General features: G+C 68.0%; 19 protein-coding genes. 6 read left to right on the top strand and 13 right to left on the bottom strand.

The window, feature by feature from the left end:
• Window positions 1-155: 155 nt before the first annotated feature.
• The 4 genes from AAFF32_RS05900 to AAFF32_RS05885 are packed head-to-tail and all read right to left on the bottom strand — an operon-like array spanning window position 156 to window position 3,753.
• A complete protein-coding gene (locus AAFF32_RS05900) occupies window positions 156-773 on the bottom strand; it encodes a response regulator transcription factor (RefSeq protein WP_216961230.1) in 618 nt (205 codons plus the stop codon).
• 49 nt (window positions 774-822) lie between these two features.
• Complete coding sequence (locus tag AAFF32_RS05895; protein WP_342316791.1) at window positions 823-2,022, bottom strand: sensor histidine kinase; 1,200 nt, start codon at window positions 2,020-2,022, stop codon at window positions 823-825.
• A 52-nt stretch (window positions 2,023-2,074) separates the two neighbouring features.
• Complete coding sequence (locus AAFF32_RS05890; protein WP_342316790.1) at window positions 2,075-2,845, bottom strand: ABC transporter permease; 771 nt, start codon at window positions 2,843-2,845, stop codon at window positions 2,075-2,077.
• Window positions 2,845-3,753: an ABC transporter ATP-binding protein gene (locus AAFF32_RS05885; RefSeq protein WP_342316789.1), complete on the bottom strand. Its 909-nt coding sequence runs from the start codon at window positions 3,751-3,753 to the stop codon at window positions 2,845-2,847. Before AAFF32_RS05885 ends, AAFF32_RS05890 begins: the two co-directional genes overlap by 1 nt.
• Before the next feature lie 239 nt (window positions 3,754-3,992).
• Between AAFF32_RS05885 and AAFF32_RS05880 the strand changes: the two genes are divergently transcribed.
• The 4 genes from AAFF32_RS05880 to AAFF32_RS05865 all read left to right on the top strand — a co-directional run bounded on the left by AAFF32_RS05880 (window position 3,993) and on the right by AAFF32_RS05865 (window position 8,664).
• Window positions 3,993-5,255, top strand: a complete 1,263-nt coding sequence (locus tag AAFF32_RS05880) for an efflux RND transporter periplasmic adaptor subunit (protein WP_216961240.1) — start codon at window positions 3,993-3,995, stop codon at window positions 5,253-5,255.
• Window positions 5,256-5,309: 54 nt separating this feature from the next.
• A complete protein-coding gene (locus tag AAFF32_RS05875; RefSeq protein WP_216961243.1) occupies window positions 5,310-6,005 on the top strand; it encodes an ABC transporter ATP-binding protein in 696 nt (231 codons plus the stop codon).
• Window positions 6,006-6,161: 156 nt separating this feature from the next.
• Window positions 6,162-7,319 carry an FtsX-like permease family protein gene (locus tag AAFF32_RS05870; protein WP_216961246.1) on the top strand — a complete coding sequence of 386 codons (1,158 nt, stop codon included), beginning with the start codon at window positions 6,162-6,164 and terminating at the stop codon, window positions 7,317-7,319.
• A gap of 13 nt (window positions 7,320-7,332) precedes the next feature.
• Window positions 7,333-8,664, top strand: coding sequence for an ABC transporter permease (locus AAFF32_RS05865; RefSeq protein ID WP_342316788.1), 1,332 nt, complete (start codon window positions 7,333-7,335; stop codon window positions 8,662-8,664).
• A 209-nt stretch (window positions 8,665-8,873) separates the two neighbouring features.
• Here the strand turns inward: AAFF32_RS05865 and AAFF32_RS05860 are convergent, their stop codons facing one another.
• Genes AAFF32_RS05860 through yedA form a run of 3 tightly spaced genes read right to left on the bottom strand, consistent with a single transcriptional unit; the run spans window position 8,874 to window position 11,234 of the window.
• Window positions 8,874-9,374 carry a DinB family protein gene (locus AAFF32_RS05860; RefSeq protein WP_216961253.1) on the bottom strand — a complete coding sequence of 167 codons (501 nt, stop codon included), beginning with the start codon at window positions 9,372-9,374 and terminating at the stop codon, window positions 8,874-8,876.
• A 13-nt stretch (window positions 9,375-9,387) separates the two neighbouring features.
• The gene (rarD, locus tag AAFF32_RS05855; protein WP_216961255.1) at window positions 9,388-10,299 is read right to left on the bottom strand and encodes an EamA family transporter RarD; all 912 of its coding nucleotides are present in this window, start codon (window positions 10,297-10,299) and stop codon (window positions 9,388-9,390) included.
• Complete coding sequence (gene yedA / locus AAFF32_RS05850; protein ID WP_216961258.1) at window positions 10,296-11,234, bottom strand: drug/metabolite exporter YedA; 939 nt, start codon at window positions 11,232-11,234, stop codon at window positions 10,296-10,298. Before yedA ends, rarD begins: the two co-directional genes overlap by 4 nt.
• 240 nt (window positions 11,235-11,474) lie before the next feature.
• On the opposite strand from yedA, the gene AAFF32_RS05845 reads away from it, so the two are divergent.
• Window positions 11,475-11,969 (top strand): Lrp/AsnC family transcriptional regulator, encoded by a 495-nt coding sequence (locus AAFF32_RS05845; protein ID WP_342316787.1) that lies wholly within the window; start codon window positions 11,475-11,477, stop codon window positions 11,967-11,969.
• 101 nt (window positions 11,970-12,070) lie between these two features.
• Here AAFF32_RS05845 and AAFF32_RS05840 read toward each other — a convergent pair whose 3' ends face one another.
• The 6 genes from AAFF32_RS05840 to AAFF32_RS05815 all read right to left on the bottom strand — a co-directional run bounded on the left by AAFF32_RS05840 (window position 12,071) and on the right by AAFF32_RS05815 (window position 18,144).
• Window positions 12,071-12,517: a universal stress protein gene (locus AAFF32_RS05840; protein WP_216961265.1), complete on the bottom strand. Its 447-nt coding sequence runs from the start codon at window positions 12,515-12,517 to the stop codon at window positions 12,071-12,073.
• 100 nt (window positions 12,518-12,617) lie between these two features.
• The gene (locus AAFF32_RS05835) at window positions 12,618-13,448 is read right to left on the bottom strand and encodes a methylated-DNA--[protein]-cysteine S-methyltransferase (RefSeq protein WP_216961268.1); all 831 of its coding nucleotides are present in this window, start codon (window positions 13,446-13,448) and stop codon (window positions 12,618-12,620) included.
• Between the two features lie 132 nt (window positions 13,449-13,580).
• Window positions 13,581-15,842, bottom strand: a complete 2,262-nt coding sequence (locus AAFF32_RS05830; protein ID WP_342316786.1) for a carboxy terminal-processing peptidase — start codon at window positions 15,840-15,842, stop codon at window positions 13,581-13,583.
• Window positions 15,843-16,113: 271 nt separating this feature from the next.
• Window positions 16,114-17,127: a lipoyl synthase gene (gene lipA, locus AAFF32_RS05825; RefSeq protein ID WP_342316785.1), complete on the bottom strand. Its 1,014-nt coding sequence runs from the start codon at window positions 17,125-17,127 to the stop codon at window positions 16,114-16,116.
• Window positions 17,128-17,185: 58 nt separating this feature from the next.
• Window positions 17,186-17,878, bottom strand: a complete 693-nt coding sequence (gene lipB, locus AAFF32_RS05820) for a lipoyl(octanoyl) transferase LipB (protein ID WP_342316784.1) — start codon at window positions 17,876-17,878, stop codon at window positions 17,186-17,188.
• Entirely contained in the window at window positions 17,866-18,144 is a 279-nt protein-coding gene (locus AAFF32_RS05815; RefSeq protein WP_342316783.1) for a DUF493 family protein, read from the bottom strand. Before AAFF32_RS05815 ends, lipB begins: the two co-directional genes overlap by 13 nt.
• 234 nt (window positions 18,145-18,378) lie before the next feature.
• Between AAFF32_RS05815 and AAFF32_RS05810 the strand changes: the two genes are divergently transcribed.
• Window positions 18,379-18,672: a hypothetical protein gene (locus tag AAFF32_RS05810; protein WP_216961281.1), complete on the top strand. Its 294-nt coding sequence runs from the start codon at window positions 18,379-18,381 to the stop codon at window positions 18,670-18,672.
• Window positions 18,673-18,745: the final 73 nt, after the last annotated feature.

The raw sequence follows: 18,745 nt of genomic DNA, 5'->3' as shown, positions 1-18,745 counted from the left end.
TGCGCTGTTGCTTGGATCAAAGCGAAAGTGGCTTCCAGCTTCGCTGGAATGACGGCATAGGATGCGGACGGCGTGACGGCCTGGGTCCCGGCCTTCGCCGGGATGACGGTGCGCGAGGCAATCGCCCCTAACGGGACGCCAAGACACTGGCGCCCCTACAACCACCCCTTCTGCCGCGCCAACCGATACGCCTCGATGCGATTGCCGACGCCGAGCTTGCCGATCGATTCCGACAGGTAGTTGCGCACCGTGCCCTGCGACAGATGCAGGCGCGCGGCGATCTCGCCCGCCGTCAGCCCCTCGCCCGCCAGGCGCAGCACCTGGCGCTCGCGTTCGTTGAGCGGATCGGCCTCGCCCCAGGCGTCCACCGCCAGCTGCGGGTCGATCGCGCGGCCGCCGCGATGCACCTGCCGGATCGCCTCGGCCAGTTGTTCGGCCGGCGCGTCCTTGAGCAGATAACCGCTGGCGCCGGCTTCCAGCGCGCGGCGCAAAAAGCCCGCGCGGGCGAAGGTGGTGACGATGATGACCTTCGTCGCCCAGCCGTGGCGCTGCATGCGCTGCGCGAGTTCCAGGCCGCTCAGGCCGGGCATCTCGATGTCGGTGACCAGCACGTCCGGCACGCGGCCCTCGCGCTGCATGCGCTCCAGCAGGCTCCATGCGGCCTCGCCGTCGGTGGCCGTGCCGAGCACGTCGATGTCGGACTCCAGACGCAACAACGCCGACAGCGCGCCCAGCACCATCGCCTGATCTTCGGCCAGCACCACTCCGATCATCGCCTGCGCCTCCAGCGGACTGCGCGCACGTTAGCACTGCGCGCGCAGGTCAGGCCGCGGCGGGCGGCACCTGCGTGCGCAGCGCCGTGGCGTCGGGCGCATCCATCGTCATTCGCGGCAACGGCACCTGCGCCTGCACGCGCGTGCCCTGCCCCGGCGTGGAGTCCACGCGCAGGCGACCGCCGAGTGCTTCCAGCCGTTCGCGCATGCCGCTCAGTCCGTTGCCGGGCGCGATCGCGCCGCCGCGCCCGTCGTCCTCGATGTGCAACACCGCTTCCTCGCCCTGCGTGTGCAGGCGAACGCGTGCGTTGCGGGCGCGTGCATGGCGCTGGATGTTGGTCACCGCTTCGCGCAGCGTCATCGCCAGCACGGTTTCCACCTCGGCCGGCAATGCCATCGGCGCGAACTCGTAGTGGAACACCACGCCGTCCGATTCCAGCAGCAGACGCGCCGACGCCAGTTCCGACGCCACGCCCGCCGCGCGGATGCCGGTCACCGCGCTGCGCACCTGGCCGAGCGCGTCGCGGGCGATGCGCGTCACCTCCGACAGTTCACGCACGGCCGCCTGCGGATCGCGCTCCACCAGCTTGCCGGCGAGCTCCGACTTCAGCGCCACCAGCGACAGCGTGTGGCCGAGCAGGTCGTGCAGGTCGCGGCCGATGCGTTCTCGTTCGGCCAGTGCGGCCAGCCGGCGCACTTCGTCGTGCGAGAGCTGCAGCGCGGCCTGCTTGCGGCGGCTTTCCAGGAAATGGTGGTTTCCGAAGAACACCGCCACCGCGACGATCAGCGTGATCAGGAACACGAACACCGGATAGCGCAGCAGCACGATCTCCACCAGCAGGCCGGCGAGCATCGCCGCCATCCACGCCAGTCGCTGCCACAGCGGGCCACCCACGGTCGCCGCGAAGCCGCACGCGTAGATCAGGTAGGTGTTGGCGAAGGGATTGCTGGGCAGCACCAGGTAACCCAGCGCGGCGATCGCCAGCATGCAGGCCACCTTCCTCGCGCCGATCTGCCGGTACGCGGCGAAGTACAGCGGCAGGAACAGCGCGATCGACACCAGCGTCGGCCACAGCTGCGTGCGCCCGCCGAAGACGCGATCGTTCTCGCCGATCCACGCCAGCAGCGTGGGCAGGAACAGGAAGCTCAGGTAGCCCAGCAGGAAGAACGGCGTCCAGCCCAGGCCGAGCGCTTCGGGGATCAGGCGTCCCCGCCAGCGCAGCAACGCCGGTTTGATCGATCCGGACATGGCGCGGACTCCGTCGGTGTGGCGCGTGTTCATGACTGTAGCCCCGGGTTCGTCAACGCGAAAGACGGCGGCGCGCGAGCAGGAAGAACACGACGGTGATCGCCGCCAGCACGGCGACGTGCATCACCGCCGATGCGCCGGCATCGCGCCCGACCACCTTCAGTGCGAGCTGCCCCAGGTGCCACGCCGGCCACAGCGGGGCGAGCTGGGCGAACACCGGCGGCAGCACGCTCAGCGGCATCCACAGGCCGGACAGGAATGCCATCGGCATGTACACCAGGTTGACCACGGCCGGGGCGCCGCTGCCGCCGACCAGGCTGCCGATGTACAGGCCGATCGCGCAGAACGGCAGCGCGCCGGCGATGTTCACCAGCCACAGCATCGCCCACTGCCCCGGCGCCAGCGACACGCCGCCCAGCGATGCGCCCAGCACCGCGAGCAGCAGCGAGATGATCGCGCAGAACAACGCCGCCATCGCCATCTTCGCCAGAAGGTACGCGCCGGGCGGCATCGGCAGTGCGCGCTTGAGTTCCAGATACCCGTTCTCGCGCTCGATCGCCACGCTCACGCCGAAGCCGAACAGCGCCGCGCCCATGACGCCGAACACGCCGTAGGTCGCCAGCAGGTATTGCGACGCCGCGACGCCACCGCGCGAGCCGGCCAGCAGCACGCCGAACAGCACGTAGAACAGCGTGGGAAACAGCAGCGTCGGCACGGCGAACATCGGCGTGCGCAGCAGGCGCAGGAACTCGTACTTCGCTTCCAGCCGGTAGCTGCGCAGCGTGGTGTCCGGCCTGGATGCAATGCTGGCAAGGGTGTTCATCACGCAGCCTCCCGGTTGGCTTCGCGGGTGAGTTCGAGGAAGGCGTCGGCCAGTCCGGCGCGCGACACTTCCAGTTCGGTAAGCGCCGCGTCTTCGGCGAGCAGACGGCGCACGACGGGTTCGGCGGATTCGGCGATCACTTCCAGGCGCGCGCCGTCGCGACGCGCTTCCATCACGCACGGCCATGTCGCCACGCGCTCGGCGGCCACGGCGCTGAAGCAGCGGATGCGACGCTGAGCGAGATGGCCGCGCAGTTCGTCGACCGATCCCTGCGCGATCACGCGCCCGCGCTGGAGCACGACGACGCGATCGGCCAGCGCTTCGGCCTCCTCCAGGTAATGCGTCGTCAGCAGCACGCCGCAGCCTTCGCCGACCAGTTCGCGGATCGCGCGCCACAGCATGCGGCGGGCCTCGATGTCCAGGCCCGTGGTGGGTTCGTCGAGGAACAGCAGCTTCGGTCGCCCGCATACGGCGAGGGCGAACTGCACGCGCCGCTGCTGTCCGCCGGAGAGGCGGCCGTAGCGCCGGTCCATCAGACCGTCGAGTCCGGCAAGCATCACGCAGTCGGCGACGCTGCGCGGCTGCGCGTAGTAGCTGCGGGTGAGCGCTAACAGTTCGGACACCTTCAACATGTCGGGAATGCCCGCGCTCTGCAGCATCACGCCGATGCGGCGGCGCACGGCGAGTTCGTGCGGCGACGCGCCGAACAGCGACACCGTGCCCGCATCCGCCCTGCCCTGGCCGAGCAGCAGTCCGATCGCGGTGCTCTTGCCTGCACCGTTGGGGCCCAGCAATGCCAGCATCTGGCCGCCGCGCACCGTGAGGTCCACGCCCGCGAGAGCCTCAATGGGGCCGAACGACTTGTGCACCCCGTCCAGCCGCGCCAGCACCGCGTGTTCGCTGTTCATCGCCTGCTCTCCATGCGGGATCGTCCCGAGTGAAGGCATCCTGCGCGGGTGCGTTCTGGCGCGGCAGTCGCAGCCGTCACGGCGAACACATGACAGACATCAGGTGACCGCGCGGGCCCGCATCGAATAGGCTTGGCGCTGTCCTGGCCGCCCTGGCGGCAGAAAGTTACTTCCGGCCCCTAGCGCAGGCGCGGTCGGACTGCCCACACTTCTCCCCTTTCACATCGTCCGGATCGTCGATGAACAACTCTGCCGACCTGCTGAAGGAATTGCGGATCGACCGCTCGACACCACCGCCCCCGGCATCGCGCCGCGGGCTGTGGATCGCATTGGCCGCCGTGGCCGCACTCATCGTGCTCGTGCTCGTCGCATGGGCGGTGTTCGGCCGCTCACGCGGCGTGGAAGTCCAGACCGCCACCGTCACCGCGATCGGCAACGGCGGCAGCAGCGCGTCGGTGCTGGATGCCACCGGCTATGTCGTCGCGCGTCGCATGGCGACGGTGTCGGCGAAGATCACCGGCAAGGTGCGCGAGGTGTTCATCGAGGAAGGCATGCGCGTGGAGGAAGGCCAGGTGATGGCCACGCTCGATCCGCTGGACGCCGACGCCGAACGCACGCTCGCCAGCGCGCAGCACAGCGCATCGCGCAGCCAGGTGGAAAGCGTGCGCGCGCAGCTGTCGGAGGCCGAGGCCAATGCGCGTCGCCTGTCGACGCTGGTGAACCAGCAGCTGGTGTCGAAGGCGCAGTACGACGAGGCCATCGCCGCGCGCGATTCGCTGCGCGCCGAGCTCATCACCTCCGAGCGCAACGCCAAGGTCGCCGGCGACCGCCTGCGCATCGCCGACATCGGCGTGGACAACACCATCGTGCGCGCGCCGTTCGCCGGCGTGGTCACGGCGAAGGCGGCGCAGCCGGGCGAGATCGTCTCGCCGCTCGCCACCGGCGGCTTCACCCGCACCGGCATCGGCACGATCGTCGACATGGATTCGCTCGAGATCGAAGTGGAAGTCGGCGAGGCCTTCATCGGCCGCGTGCAGCCGAAGATGCCGGTGGAAGCCACGCTCAACGCGTACCAGGACTGGAAGATTCCGGCCGAGGTGATCGCGATCATTCCCGCCGCCGACCGCGGCAAGGCCACGGTGAAGGTGCGCGTGGCGCTGAAGCAGAAGGACCCGCGCATCGTACCCGACATGGGCGTGCGCGTGAGCTTCCTGGAAGCCAGGAAGCCCGACGCGCCGGCGCAGAAGCCGGGCGTGCTGGTGCCGGCCGCGGCGATCGCCTCGCGCGATGGCAAGCAGGTCGCCTTCGTCGTCAACGACGATCGCGCGCAGCGCCGCGAGGTCACCGTCGGCCGCAGCCTGGGCGAGGACCGCGAGGTCACGCAGGGACTCGCAGGCGGTGAGACGGTGGTGCTGGATCCTCCCGAACGTCTCGCCGACGGCGACCGCGTGCGCGTCGCCGCGGCGGACGCCGAGTCGGCGTCCGATTCCGCAAGCGAGTAAGGCCTTACGAACCGCAGGACGCAGTCCCCCTTTCATCGTTTCGAGGACGTCGCAATGGCTACGCTGGTTTCGATCCGCAACCTGAGGAAAACCTATCAACGCGGTCCGGAGAAGGTCGAGGTGCTGCACAGCATCGACCTGGACATCCCCAAGGGCGATTTCGTCGCGCTGATGGGTCCGTCCGGTTCGGGCAAGACCACGCTGCTCAACCTCATCGGCGGGCTGGATTCGCCCACCGGCGGCGAGATCACCGTGGACGGCCAGCGCATCGACACGATGACGGCCGGCCAGCTCTCGCACTGGCGCAGTCAGAACGTGGGCTTCGTGTTCCAGTTCTACAACCTGATGCCCACGCTCAATGCGCAGAAGAACGTGGAGCTGCCGCTGCTGCTGACCAAGCTGTCCTCGGCGCAGCGCAAGCGCAATGCGGAGATCGCATTGCAGCTGGTGGGCCTGGCCGATCGCGGCAAGCACCGTCCGAACGAATTGTCCGGCGGCCAGCAGCAGCGCGTGGCGATTGCGCGGGCGATCGTGTCCGACCCGACGCTGCTGATCTGCGACGAGCCCACGGGCGATCTGGATCGCCAATCCGCCGAGGAGATCCTCGCGCTGCTGCAGTCGCTCAACCGCGACCACGGCAAGACCATCCTGATGGTCACGCACGATCCCAAGGCCGCCGACCACGCGCAACGCACGATCCATCTGGACAAGGGCACGCTCGTGGAGCGTGAGCTTGCGGTGGAGCACTGACATCGATTCCTTGCTCCTCCCCCTGCATGCAGGGGGAGGTTGGGAGGGGGTCCGAGGCGCGCAAGCGCCGAGCTCGCCGCGAGGCGGCTCGCAACCCCTCCGCAACCCTCCCCTGCGCCGCAGGGGAGGGAGTGAAATCACCTTGAGGACGCGCAGATGAAATACCTGCACCTGATCTGGGCCGCGCTGTTCCGAAGCAAGACGCGCACCTTCCTGACGCTGCTGTCGGTGGTGACCGCGTTCCTGCTGTTCGGCATGCTCGACTCGGTCCGCGTGGCGTTCAACACCAGCGCCAACGTTTCCGGCTACAACCGCCTCATCACCACCTCGCGCCTGTCGATCACGCAGTCGCTGCCGTACCGGCTGCAATCGCAGATCGAGAGCGTGCCGGGCGTGACGAAGGCGTCCTACGCGACGTGGTTCGGCGGCATCTACCAGGATCCGAAGAACTTCTTCCCCAACTTCGCCGTCGGCCCGGGCTACATCGAGCTGTACCCGGAGTACGTGATCCCCGCCGACCAGCTCAAGGCGTTCTACGCCACGCAGGACGGCGCGATCGTCGGCGAGGCGCTGGCCAAGCTGCACGGCTGGAAGATCGGCGACACGATCCCGCTGCAGGCCACCATCTTCCCGACCAAGGGCAGCAACAATTGGAACTTCAAGCTGGTCGGCATCTTCCGCATGAACGACAACAAGCGGAAGGGCGAAGAAAAGCAGCTGATGTTCAACTGGAAGTACTTCGACGAAGCCAACGACTACATCAAGGGCCAGGTGCACTGGTACGTGGTCGATGTCGCCAAGGCCGACCAGTCCAACCAGGTGGCGCAGGCGATCGACAAGCTCTCCGACAACTCCGACCACGAAACCAAGACGCAGACCGAGCAGGCCTTCAACCAGGCCTTCTTCAAGCAGATCGGCGACATCGGCCTGATCGTCACCTCGATCATGGGCGCGGTGTTCTTCACGCTGCTGCTGCTGACCGGCAACACGATGGCGCAGGCAGTGCGCGAGCGCATCCCGGAACTGGCGGTGCTCAAGACGATCGGCTTCTCCAATCGCAGCGTGCTGTGGCTGGTGCTGGCCGAAGCGACGCTGCTGGTGGTGCTGGGCGGGTTGATCGGCCTGGGACTGGCGGCGCTGATCATGCCGGCGGTGAGCCAGGCCAGCATGGGCCTGATCCAGCTGCCGAACGTGCCCGCCGCGACCTGGGGCCTGGGTCTGGTGCTGATGGTCGTCATCGGCGTGGTCGTCGGCCTGCTGCCGGCGATGCGCGCGATGCGCCTGAACATCGTCGATGCCCTCGCGGGCCGCTGACAGGAGACACGACATGAGCCGTGCAAGAAAGTGGTTGGGCAACACCGGCGTCGTGCTGGCGCTGGTCGCGGGACTGGCCGTGTGGACGATGCTGCCGTGGTACGCGGTGCTGGCGCTCGTCGTCGCGCTGGCGCTCTGGCTGGTGCTCACGCGCACCGGACGCCTGGCGCTGGAGGCCACGCGCATCGGCATCGCCAGCCTGCCGCAGCGATGGGGTGCTTCGAGCGTGATCGTGGTCGGCATCGCCGGCGTGGTCGGCGTGCTGGTGGCGATGCTGGCGATGGGCGCGGGCTTCGAGGCCACGCTCAAGCAGACCGGCAACGACAGCACCGCGATCATCCTGCGCGGCGGTTCGCAGGCGGAGACCAACTCGGTCATCACCCGCGACCAGGTGCCGCTGGTGAGCGCATTGGCCGGCATCGCAAAGGGCCCGGACGGACGTCCGGCGATCTCGCCCGAGCTGTCGCAGGTGGTGAACATGGTCACCCGCGCCGACCACACCGACGCCAACGCGCAGCTTCGTGGCGTGGGCGAAGCGGCGTGGACGCTGCGTCCGCAGGTGAAGATCGTCGAGGGCCGCAAGTTCAACCCGGGCATGCGCGAGCTGGTGATCGGCCAGGGCGCGCGCAAGCAGTACGTCGACCAGCAGTTCAACGATCTCAAGTCGGGTTCGCAGATCGAACTGGCGAACCAGATCTGGACCGTGGTGGGCTTCTTCGCGTCGGGCGATTCGCACGACTCGGAACTGTGGGCCGATGGCGAGACGCTGGCTTCGACGTACCGCCGCAGCGCCTACCAGTCGGTGACGGTGAAGCTGGACGGCAAGGACGGCTTCAACCAGCTCAAGGCCGCGATGGCCGCCGACCCGCGCCTGAAGCTCGACGTCGACACCACGCGCCACTACTACGCCAAGCAGTCCGAAGGGCTGAGCAAGTTCCTGCGCGTGCTGGGCATCGTGATCGGTTCGATCATGGCGGTGGGCGCGGTGTTCGGCGCGCTCAACACGATGTATGCGGCCGTCGCCGGTCGCGCGCGCGAGATCGCGACGATGCGCGCCATCGGTTTCCGCGGCCTGCCGGTGGTGGTGGCGGTGATGCTGGAGACGATGCTGCTGGCGCTCATCGGCGGCCTCCTCGGCGGCGCGGTGGCGTGGCTGGTGTTCAACGGCTACAGCGTGTCCACGCTGGGCAACAACTTCAGCCAGGTGATGTTCCAGTTCAAGGTTTCGCCGGCGCTGCTGTGGAACGGCATCATGTGGGCGCTGGGCATCGGCCTGGTCGGCGGTCTGTTCCCGGCGCTGCGCGCGGCGCGATTGCCGGTGACGGAGGCGTTGCGGGCGGCGTGATCGCCACTTGTGGCTGAAGACGGAAAGGCCGCGAGCAATCGCGGCCTTTCTTTCATTCCCGCGCAGGCGGGGTCTTTTGGGCCGCCGTATGGCGGCACCATCCAGGCGTCAGCTGCGCCACCACTGCCGAAGAGCGTCACACGCCTGAATGTTGGATTCCCGCCTTCGCGGGGATGACGGCTTGAACAAGCCGCAGCGGCGACTGCGCCTTACACCACCACCCGCTCCGACTCGATCTTCCCCAGCAACCACTGCAATCCCGCCAGGTGCTGCTGATCATGGCTGCACAGGTAGTGCACGAGGCTGCGCAGCGTCAGCGGCCCATAACCTTCGAACTGCGCCGTGCGCGCCAGCTGCGCCGCGTCCAGCCGCGTGATCGTCTCCACCGTGCGCGCACGCGCATCGCGGAAATCGTGCAGCACCGCATCCGCGTCCGCATCGCCGTAGCGGCGCTCCACGGCCAGCGGTTCGCTGTCGATCGACGGGAGTAGCGGATGCGATTCTTCCAGCGTGCGGCGGATGCGCTCGTGGTAACCCTCGATCTCGATGTCGCGCACGTGGCACAACTGTTCGATCGCAGTGAAGTGCTCGCTGGGAATACCGTCCCAGCTGGGCGGCGTCCAGTGGCGGTATTCGGCCGGAATCGCCTTGTAGTGCGCTTCCAGTTGCAGCGGGAATAGCGCCAGCGCGCTCAGTGTCGTCTTGTCCATGACGTAGCTCCTCTTATGCCGTGGCGGGCAGCGCCGACTGACGCCGCGCACGCCACAGGCCTTCGCCGGCGAAGATCACCAGCGCGATCCAGATGAAGACGAAGCCGGTCGCGCGGTCGCGATCGAAGGCTTCACCGAAGAACAGCACGCCGAGCAGGAACTGGATCGTCGGCGCGATGTACTGCATCAGGCCCACCACCGACAGCGGCACGCGGCGCACGGCGTAGGCGAAGCCGATCAGCGGCAACGCAGTCAGCGCGCCGGCGAAGATCAGCAGCAGGTCCGCGCCCAGGCCGTAACCGCCGACGAAACCGCCGCCGCCGTGCGTCTCGCTCCACAGCAGCAGCGCCAGCGCGGGCAGGAACAGATAGACGCTCTCCACGCCCAGACCGCTGACCGCATCCACCGCGACCAGCTTGCGGATCAGTCCGTACAGCCCGAACGTCAGCGCCAGTCCCAGCGCGATCCACGGCGGCTGCCCGTATTGCCAGGTCAACCACGCCACGCCGAGCCCGGCGAGTGCGACCGACACCCACTGCACGCGGTTGAGGCGCTCGTGCAGGAACACCACGCCCATCACCACGCTGATCAGCGGGTTGATGAAGTAGCCCAGGCTGCTCTCGACGACATGCCCGGCGTTCACGGCCCACACGTACAGGCCCCAGTTGGCCGAGATGAGCAGGCCGCTCAGCCCGAGCATCCACGCCGCACGCGGGCGCGCCAGCGCCGCGCGCAGCCAGCCGCGTCCCTGCTTCCACGCCAGCCAGCCGGCGACGAGCAGCGCGCTCCACACGATGCGATGCAGGACGATCTGCAGTGACGGCACCGCCTTGAGCAGGTGCCAGTACAACGGCATCAGGCCCCACAGGACGAACGAGGCCGCCGCGATCCACAGCCCGTTGCGGGTGGCGTGGGCGTCGTTCATGCCGCCGGCTCCGAGGTCGGCGCCGGTGCGACCGGCCGCGATGCGCGCGCCTTCGCCAGCGTGATGATGACCACGCCGACCAGGATCACCGCCATCGCGCCCAGATCGTGCGCGGTGAAATGCTCGCCGCCGAGCAGCGCGCCGAACATCACCGCGATCGGCGGATTCACGTAGGCGTAGCTGGTCGCCAGCGCCGGGCGCACGTGATGCAGCAACCAGATGTAGGCGGTGAAGCCGAAGATGGAGCCGGCGACGACGAGGTAGAGCATCGCGCCGGTGGCCGACAGCGACGGCATCTGCGTCATGCGCTCGCCGTGGATCATCGCGGCGATCAGCATCCAGATGCTGCCCGTGAGCATTTGCCCGGCGGCGGACATGAAGGGCTGCGGCAGGTCCTGGTCGCGGCTCCAGATGGAGCCCCAGGCCCAGGCGATCGGCGCGATGACCAGGCACACCAGGCCCAGCATCGACGACGACAGTTCGCTGCCCGCGTTGAGCCACAGCACGCCGAGGAAGCCGATGATCAGGCCGACCCATTCGATCTTCGACGGATGCCGCCCGCGCAGCATCGCGAACACGCCGGCGAACAGCGGCATGGAAGCCACCGCGATCGCGGCCAGGCCGGAGCCGACCTCGGTCTCGGCCAGGTTCACCAGGCCGTTGGACAACAGCACCATCCAGATCGAGAGGATCCACAGCGTGCGCCACTGCTTGCCGGTGGGCGACGGCACGCCGCGCGCGCGCAGCACCGCATACATGATCAGCCCGGCCAGGAACATGCGACCGGCACCGAGCAGGAACGGCGGGTAGCTCTCCAACGCGAAGCGGATGGCGAGGTAGGTCGAGCCCCAGAGGATGTAGACCGAGGCCAGGGCGAAGGCGACGGCCAGCGCGCCGGGCGCGGCCCGGTCGACGGTGGGTGCAGCGGTGCTCATGCGGGTTCCGGACGTGGGGGGAGGTGAGGCACTGCAACTGCGTTCGTGAACAGCGGGCCGTCGAAACACAGCGTTGCGGCCCGTCTGCACCGAAGACACCACGGGCACCGCGCTGGTCGGAGCATCCTTTGCGAAGGACGCTGCGCGCGCGGTGCCTGGGGTCGTTCGGATGCATCAAGCGTAACGCCACCGCCCCGCGACATGCTTGATTAATCATGCGCTTGAGCGCAAAAATTTTGCATGGCCGCATCGCCGCTCGCACTGGATGAATTCGACCATCGCCTGCTGGAGCTCCTGCAGCGCGATTCGGCCGCTACGCTGACGACGCTCGGCGAGGCGGTCGGGCTGTCGGCCAGCGCCGTGCAGCGGCGCATCACGCGCTACCGCCGGCATGGACTGATGCGCGAGATCGCGGTGCTCGACCCGGCGCTGCTGGGCACCACCACGCTGGCGACCGTGCTGGTGGCCATGGAGCGCGAGTCGGCCAAGCTGCACGCCGCTTTCCACCATCGCATGCGCGCCGCGCCGGAGGTGCAACAGTGCTACTCACTGGCCGGCGAGTGGGATTACCTGGTCATCCTGTGCACCACGGGCGTTGCGCATTGCCGCGAGATCGCCGATCGGCTCTTCATGGACGAAGGCAACATCAAGCGCTACGAGACGCGGATGGTGTTCGACGTGGTGAAGACCGGGCTGCACGTGCCGACGCGGGCGCCGGTGAAGCGGAAGCGGTAGCGGGGCGAGGCGCGCTGGGCGTGGACCTCTCCCGCAATGGGAGAGGTCGGGCAATGTCGGCAGGAAACGTTGTTGGGCGCGGAGGCGCCTTCGTCACGCCATCATGCTTCGGCGCGATACACCAGCACGGGAATCGCGGAGTGCGTCAGCACCTTCAGCGTTTCGCTCCCCAGCACCAGCGCCTTGATGCCGCGACGCCCGTGCGAGGCCATGGCGATCAGGTCGCAGCCGCGATCGGCGGCGGTGGCGATGATGGCCTGGTACGGAAATTCGTCTTCCACGACGATCGGCTCGCACGGCACGGCCAGTTCATGCGCGCGGCTGATCACGGTGCGCAGGTGGCGCCACGCGGCCTCCTGCGCGCTGCGCCCGTACTCCTCGCCGCTGACGACCAGTTGCTCCGGCGTCACCGCAAAGACGTGCAGCGGCTGGGTCACGCACAACGCCGTCACCCGCGCGTGCAATGCATGCGCCAGTAACAAGGCCTGTTCGACCGCGTGATCGGACAGCGGCGAACCATCGGTCGGGATGCAGATGTGGTGGTACATGGCGCACTCCGGGGTGGATGTACGTCCACCTTCCCGCGGCCTGCGCACCGATGTTTGATCCGGATCAATCCCGCGTCATCGTCGCGACGGACGGCGGGCACTACGCCGCCTGTTCGCGCTCCAGCACCCGCTGCTTGAGCGGAAGCCCCCAGCGATAGCCGCCGAGCGACCCGTCGCCGCGGATCACGCGATGGCAAGGCACGACGATGGCGACGTGGTTGTTCGCGCACGCGTTGGCGACAGCGCGCGACGCACTCGGATGGCCGATCTGCTGCGCGATCTGCGCATAACTGCGCGTCTGCCCGCGCGGGATCTTCATCAGCGCATCCCACACCTTCTTCTGGAACGCGGTGCCGATCAGGTCCACCGGCACCTGCGCCTGCTTGCCGGCCAGCGCATCGGCGACGGCGCGCAGGCGCGGCGCAAGGAATTCATCGCGACCGGCATCCACGCGTTCGAGCTGCGCCTTGGGGAATTCCTCGTGCAGACGCGCTTCCAGCACCGCCGCATCGTCGCCGAGTTCGATCGTGCAGATGCCACGCTCGGTGGTGGCGACGAGCGCCTGCCCCAGCGCGGTGTCGGCGATGCTCCAGCGGATCTGCTCGCCCGCACCGCCGGCGCGGTAGCGTGCGGGCGTCATGCCCAGCTTCGCCGCGCCGCCTTCGTACACGCGCGAAGGCGAGCCGTAGCCGGCGTCGTACAGCGCGGCACTGACGTCGCTGCCTTCGCGCAGCGCGCCCTTCAGCGCGCCGAGCTTGCGCTGGGCGAGATACTGCGCCGGACTGAGGCCGAAGCGCGCGGCGAACTGGCGTTGCAGGTGCGAGGCACTGAGGCCGACGGCGACCGCGAGGTCGGCCAGCGTCGGCTCGCCGTCGTCGAGCAGGCGGCGGGCGTGGTCGAGCTTGTCGCGAAGTTGGCGTGCCGTGTTCATGGCCCAAAGCGTAGCGGGCGCCCTGAGGCGCCCGCTATCCGTTCTTTGCGATGTCCGCCTCGGATGCACTGGCGGCCCGCGAGACGTAGCCCCCTGAGTCAGGGGGCGATTCGCGCGCAGCCTGGGAACCCGTCAGTCGGCCCAGTGGCCGGCCGTCGTGGCCGTCGGCAGCACCTGCGCCGAGAGCTGGCGGTCGTTGTTCAACAGGCGCACGGCATCGGCCAGGATCGCGGCCGATTCGCGCAGCAGCGGGTCCGGACGCTTGTCGGCCAGCTTCTCGCGCTCGGCATCCTTGGCGATGTCGCGCTCGTTCGCGGCCAGGCCGTCGTCGTTGTAGTCGTCGGCCAGCGGGTCCAGGTCCAGGCCCAGCGCCTTGCGCTGTTCCTGGCGCGTCTTGCGCTTGGCGTCCTCGTTGTCACGCTCGGCGCGACGCACGGCTTCGTTGAGGCTCACCCATTTCTTGGCGCGCTCCTCGCGGAACTGCGCGACGTCTTCACTCCACCACTGGAATTCCTTGTCGTTGGCGATGCGCGTGGTGTGCAGCGTTTCCAGCTTCGGCAGCAGCGGGCTGAAGTTGCCGTAGGTGGTGTGCGGCACGGCCGAGATGCGCGTCCACGGCAGCGCGTTGTCGTACGTGCTCTCGCCGTACTCACTGGCGTCGACCGAAACCGGGAAGGCCACGTCCGGCACCACGCCCTTGTTCTGCGTGGAACCGCCGCTGACGCGGAAGAACTGCGCGATGGTCAGCTTCACCTGGCCGAAGCGCGCTTCTTCGTTGGCCGGCCAGCGGTCGAGGTCGACCAGGTTCTGCACCGTGCCCTTGCCGAAGCTCGTCTCGCCGATGACCAGGCCGCGACCGTAATCCTGGATCGCGCCGGCGAAGATTTCCGATGCCGAAGCCGAACCGCGGTTGATCAGCACCGCCAGCGGGCCTTCCCAGGCGATGCCGGTGTCGCTGTCGCCTTCCACGCTCACGCGGCCGCCGGACTCGCGCACCTGCACGACCGGGCCGCGGTCGATGAACAGACCGGTGAGTTCGATGGCTTCATTGAGCGAGCCGCCGCCGTTGTTGCGCAGGTCGAGCACGACGCCGTCGACCTTCTTGCCGCGCAGCTCTTCCAGCAGCTTGGCGACGTCACGCGTGGCCGAGGCGTAATCGTTGCTGTTCTTCCGGCGACCTTCGAAGTCCTGGTAGAAGCCGGGCAGTTCGATCACGCCGATGCGCTGCTCGGGTGCGCCGTCCTTGCCGGGGATGGTGATGACCTTCGACTTGGCGGCCTGGTCTTCCAGGCGCACCTTGTCGCGCACCAGCACCAGGCGCTGCGGCTGGCTGTCCAGGCCGGCTTCGGCCGGGATCACGTCCAGGCGCACCTTCGTGCCCTTGTTGCCGCGGATCTTGGCGACGACATCGTCGATGCGCCAGCCGATCACGTCTTCCATCGGGCCGCTGTCGCCCTGGCCCACGCCGACCACGCGGTCACCGGGCTTGAGCTTGTTGGACTTGCTGGCCGGGCCGCCGGGCACGATCTCGCGGATCGCGACCACGTCGTCCTGCTTCTGCAGCACCGCGCCGATGCCTTCCAGCGACAGCGACATCGACACGTTGAAGTTGTCGGCCGTCTTGGGCGTGAAGTAGTCGGTGTGCGGATCGACCGAGTTGGCGTAGCTGTTGAGGAAGGTCTGGAACACGTCCTCGCCCTTGAGCTCGGCGATCGACTTGCCCATGTTGGTGTAACGCTTGTCCAGCGTCTTGCGGATCTCCTCCAGCTTCTTGCCGGCGAGCTTCAGGCGCAGATAGTCGTTGCGCACCGACGCCTTCCAGAGCGAGTCCAGCGCGGCATTATCGGTCGCCCACGGTGCGTCCTCGCGGTCGTACTCGTAGCGGTCGCTGCCGGTGAAATCGAACATGTCCTGCTTGAGCAGGTTGCGCGCATAGCCCACACGCTGATCGACGCGCTGCTTGTAGGTCGAGAAGATCGCGTAGGCCGGCGCGAGGTCGCCGCTCTTGATCGCGTCGTCGAACTTCAGCTTGTAGGCATCGAACTTGGCGATGTCCTGCGCGGTGAAGAACTGCTTGCCGCCGTCGAGCGCTTCCAGGTAACGCTTATAGATGTCGGCCGAGAGCGTGTCGTCCAGCGTGACCGGGCGGTACGCGTAGCGGCTGTCGGAAAGCAGTCCGTAGACGAGCTTGGCGGCCGTGGTCTGGTCGGCGGTCGCCGCGCGCGGCAGCGGCGACGGTTCCATCGACTTGATGAGGTTCGGCTTCTCGCGCTCCGGCAGTTCGACCTGCGAGGTCTTCTTGTCGGCAGCACTGTCGGACTGCGCGAGCAACGCCACGGGCGTGGTCAGCAGGAAGGCGACGAGGACGGAGGCAGGTGCGGTTTTGGCTTTCATCGAGAGGCTTCGCGCGGCCGAGGAGCAGCCGTCATAGGGGTTGCAGATCAGGAAGAACCTGAGGAGTCAAACGCAGAATGGACGGCGTTTGGACAATCCCACAGTGCCGAAAGTTGCGGCGGCTGTCACCCACCGTCCACGGGAATTAGCGTGCCGCCAGCCGCATTTCGCCCATTCATGGCTGCGTGTTCAGCTGGGCGACGGGCAGCGGTCAGGCAGGGGTAAGCCTCGGGCTTTCCCGATCAAAGGCACGTGAGCGGAACAAGGCCGATCAGGCGGCGACGAAGCCGGCTTCCATCGCGGAGCGATCGGCGTGGTACGAGGAGCGGACCAGCGGGCCGGAGGCGACGTGGGTGAAGCCCAGGCTCATGCCGTACTCCTCCAGCGCCTTGAACTCCTCCGGCGTCCAGTACCGCAGGACCGGATGATGGTGCGGGCTGGGCTGGAGGTACTGGCCGATGGTGATCATGTCCACGTCGTGCGCGCGCAGGTCGCGCAGCGTGGCCTGCACCTGCTCCATGTCCTCGCCCAGGCCCAGCATGATGCCGCTCTTGGTCGCCACTTCCGGGTGCTGCGCCTTGAACTTCTTCAGCAGGGTCAGCGACCACTGGTAGTCGGCGCCCGGGCGGACGTTGCGGTACAGGTCCGGCACGGTCTCGACGTTGTGGTTGAACACGTCCGGCGGGTTCGTCGCCAGGATTTCCAGCGCGCGCTCCATGCGGCCCTTGCCGCGGAAGTCGGGCGTGAGGACCTCGATCTTGGTGCGCGGGCTGTGGTGGCGGATCGCCGCGATGCAGTCGACGAAGTGCTGGGCACCACCGTCGCGCAGGTCGTCGCGGTCGACGCTGGTGACCACCACGTACTTGAGGTTCATGTCGGCGACGGTGGTCGCCAGGCTCAGCGGTTCGGCCGGATCCGGCGGCTTCGGACGGCCGTGGGCGACGTCGCAGAAGCTGCAGCGGCGGGTGCAGACCTCGCCGAGGATCATGAAGGTCGCCGTGCCGTGGCTGAAGCACTCGTGGATGTTCGGGCAGCTGGCCTCTTCGCAGACCGTGACCAGGCGGTTCTCGCGCAGCTTGGCCTTGAGCTGCTGCACCGAGTTGCCGGAGGGAATCCGAACGCGGATCCACGACGGCTTGCGCAGCACCGGCGCGTCGGCGAACTGCACCGGCGAGCGCGCGATCTTGTCGCCGGCGACCTGCTTCACGCCGGGCTGCAACGTGGACGGCGCGGCGTCGCCACTCACCACCGACAGCGGGATGGTCTTGGAAGCGGACTCGGTCATGGCGTGCGTGGATCTCTGGAGCGGCGGCCCCGGTCTGCGGAGCGCGTCGGAATGGGGGTCAGAACGTCGGCGGCGGGGCCGGTTGGACGTCGAGGCCGAACTGGCGGGCGACGTGCTCGATCAGCACCGGCTTCACCGCATCCAGCCCGGACGGGCCGCCCAAGTCTAGCATCGAGGTCACCTGCAGCCCCTGATAGCCGCAGGGGTTTATGCGCTGGAACGGCTCCAGGTCCATGGCGATGTTGAACGCCAGGCCGTGGAAGGTGCAGCCGCGCCGCACGCGGATGCCCAGCGCGCCGATCTTGGCGTCGTTGACGTACACGCCCGGGGCGCCGTCGCGGCGCTGGGCGAGGATGTTCCAGTCGGCCAGCGTGTCGATCATGGCCTGCTCGATCCGGTGGACGTATTCCTTGACGCCCACCTTCAGCCGCTTCAGGTCGAGCAGCGGGTACAGCACGATCTGGCCGGGGCCGTGGTAGGTCACCTGGCCGCCGCGGTCGACGTGGATCACCGGGATGTCGCCGGGAAACAGGACGTGCTCGTCCTTGCCGGCCTGGCCGAGGGTGAACACCGGGTCGTGTTCGACCAGCCAAAGCTCGTCGGGCGTGTCCACCGTGCGCGCGTCGGTGAAGGCTTGCATGGCGTGCCAGACGGGCTCGTAGGCACGGCGGCCCAGGTCGCGCAGGCGGGCCGAGGGCACGGTGGGTGCCGGCTCGGGCGCGACGACGACCGGCTCGCTCAGAGCGTCCACTTCACTTCCGGGTGTTCGCGCAGCGCCTGATGCGCCAGGTCGTACTGCTCGCGGCTGGTCGCACGGAAACTGATCCGCACGGACACATAGCGCCCGTTGCTCGACAGCTTCCAGTTGACGGTTTCGTGCAGGACTTCGATGCCTGCATCCAGCAGCAGCGTCGGCAGCACCGTTTCCAGGTCCTTCTCGGCCGCGCCCATGGCGCTCAACTCGAACGTGCCGGGGAACTGGAAGCCGTGTTCCGGGTTGTCGGATTTGATTTCCATGGCGGTCATTATGGGTCTGCCCCCCGGCAAACCCAACCCGGTTTCCGGCCTGCGCAGGCGTTGCAGCGTCAGGCCGCCAAGCGCACTTCCTGTTCATCCGGACGAAGACGGACATGTGCCGGCCGCCCCTCGTTCGCGACGCGGCGCCTGCCTCGCGGCCTCTTCAGACTTCGTCCTATTTCGACGGACGGCGCGCGCGCCGAGACTTCGCGGGCTCGAACACCGGCCCGGCCCATGACCCCTGCGTTCTCCCACCGCGCGCTGATCGCGCTGCTGGCCGTCCACACCTCGGCCCTGGCCGCGCTGGCGCTGATCCTGTCGCTGATGGTCGCCGGCTATGGCGAGACCGGCACGGCAGACGCGCTCGCGATCGCGGCACCGTGCATCGCTTTGTTGTACGCCCTGGCCATGGCGACGTACCTCGTCACCGCCCGGCTGCTGCGACAGGGCCGCCACAGCGCGGTGATCGGCTGGCTGTTCGGCTACGCCTGCGTGCCTTTGCCGATGCTGGCCGCGATGCTGCTCTGACGCCGGCTCCACGCCCAACAAGACACGCCCAACAAAAAAGGCCGGCTTGCGCCGGCCTTTTTGCTATGTGAGT

The organism is Lysobacter sp. FW306-1B-D06B, from assembly GCF_038446665.1.
In the GTDB taxonomy this organism is placed as follows: Bacteria; Pseudomonadota; Gammaproteobacteria; order Xanthomonadales; family Xanthomonadaceae; genus Lysobacter_J.
Note: the sequence above shows the minus strand (reverse complement) of the source record. Positions and strands in the feature narration are given on the sequence as shown.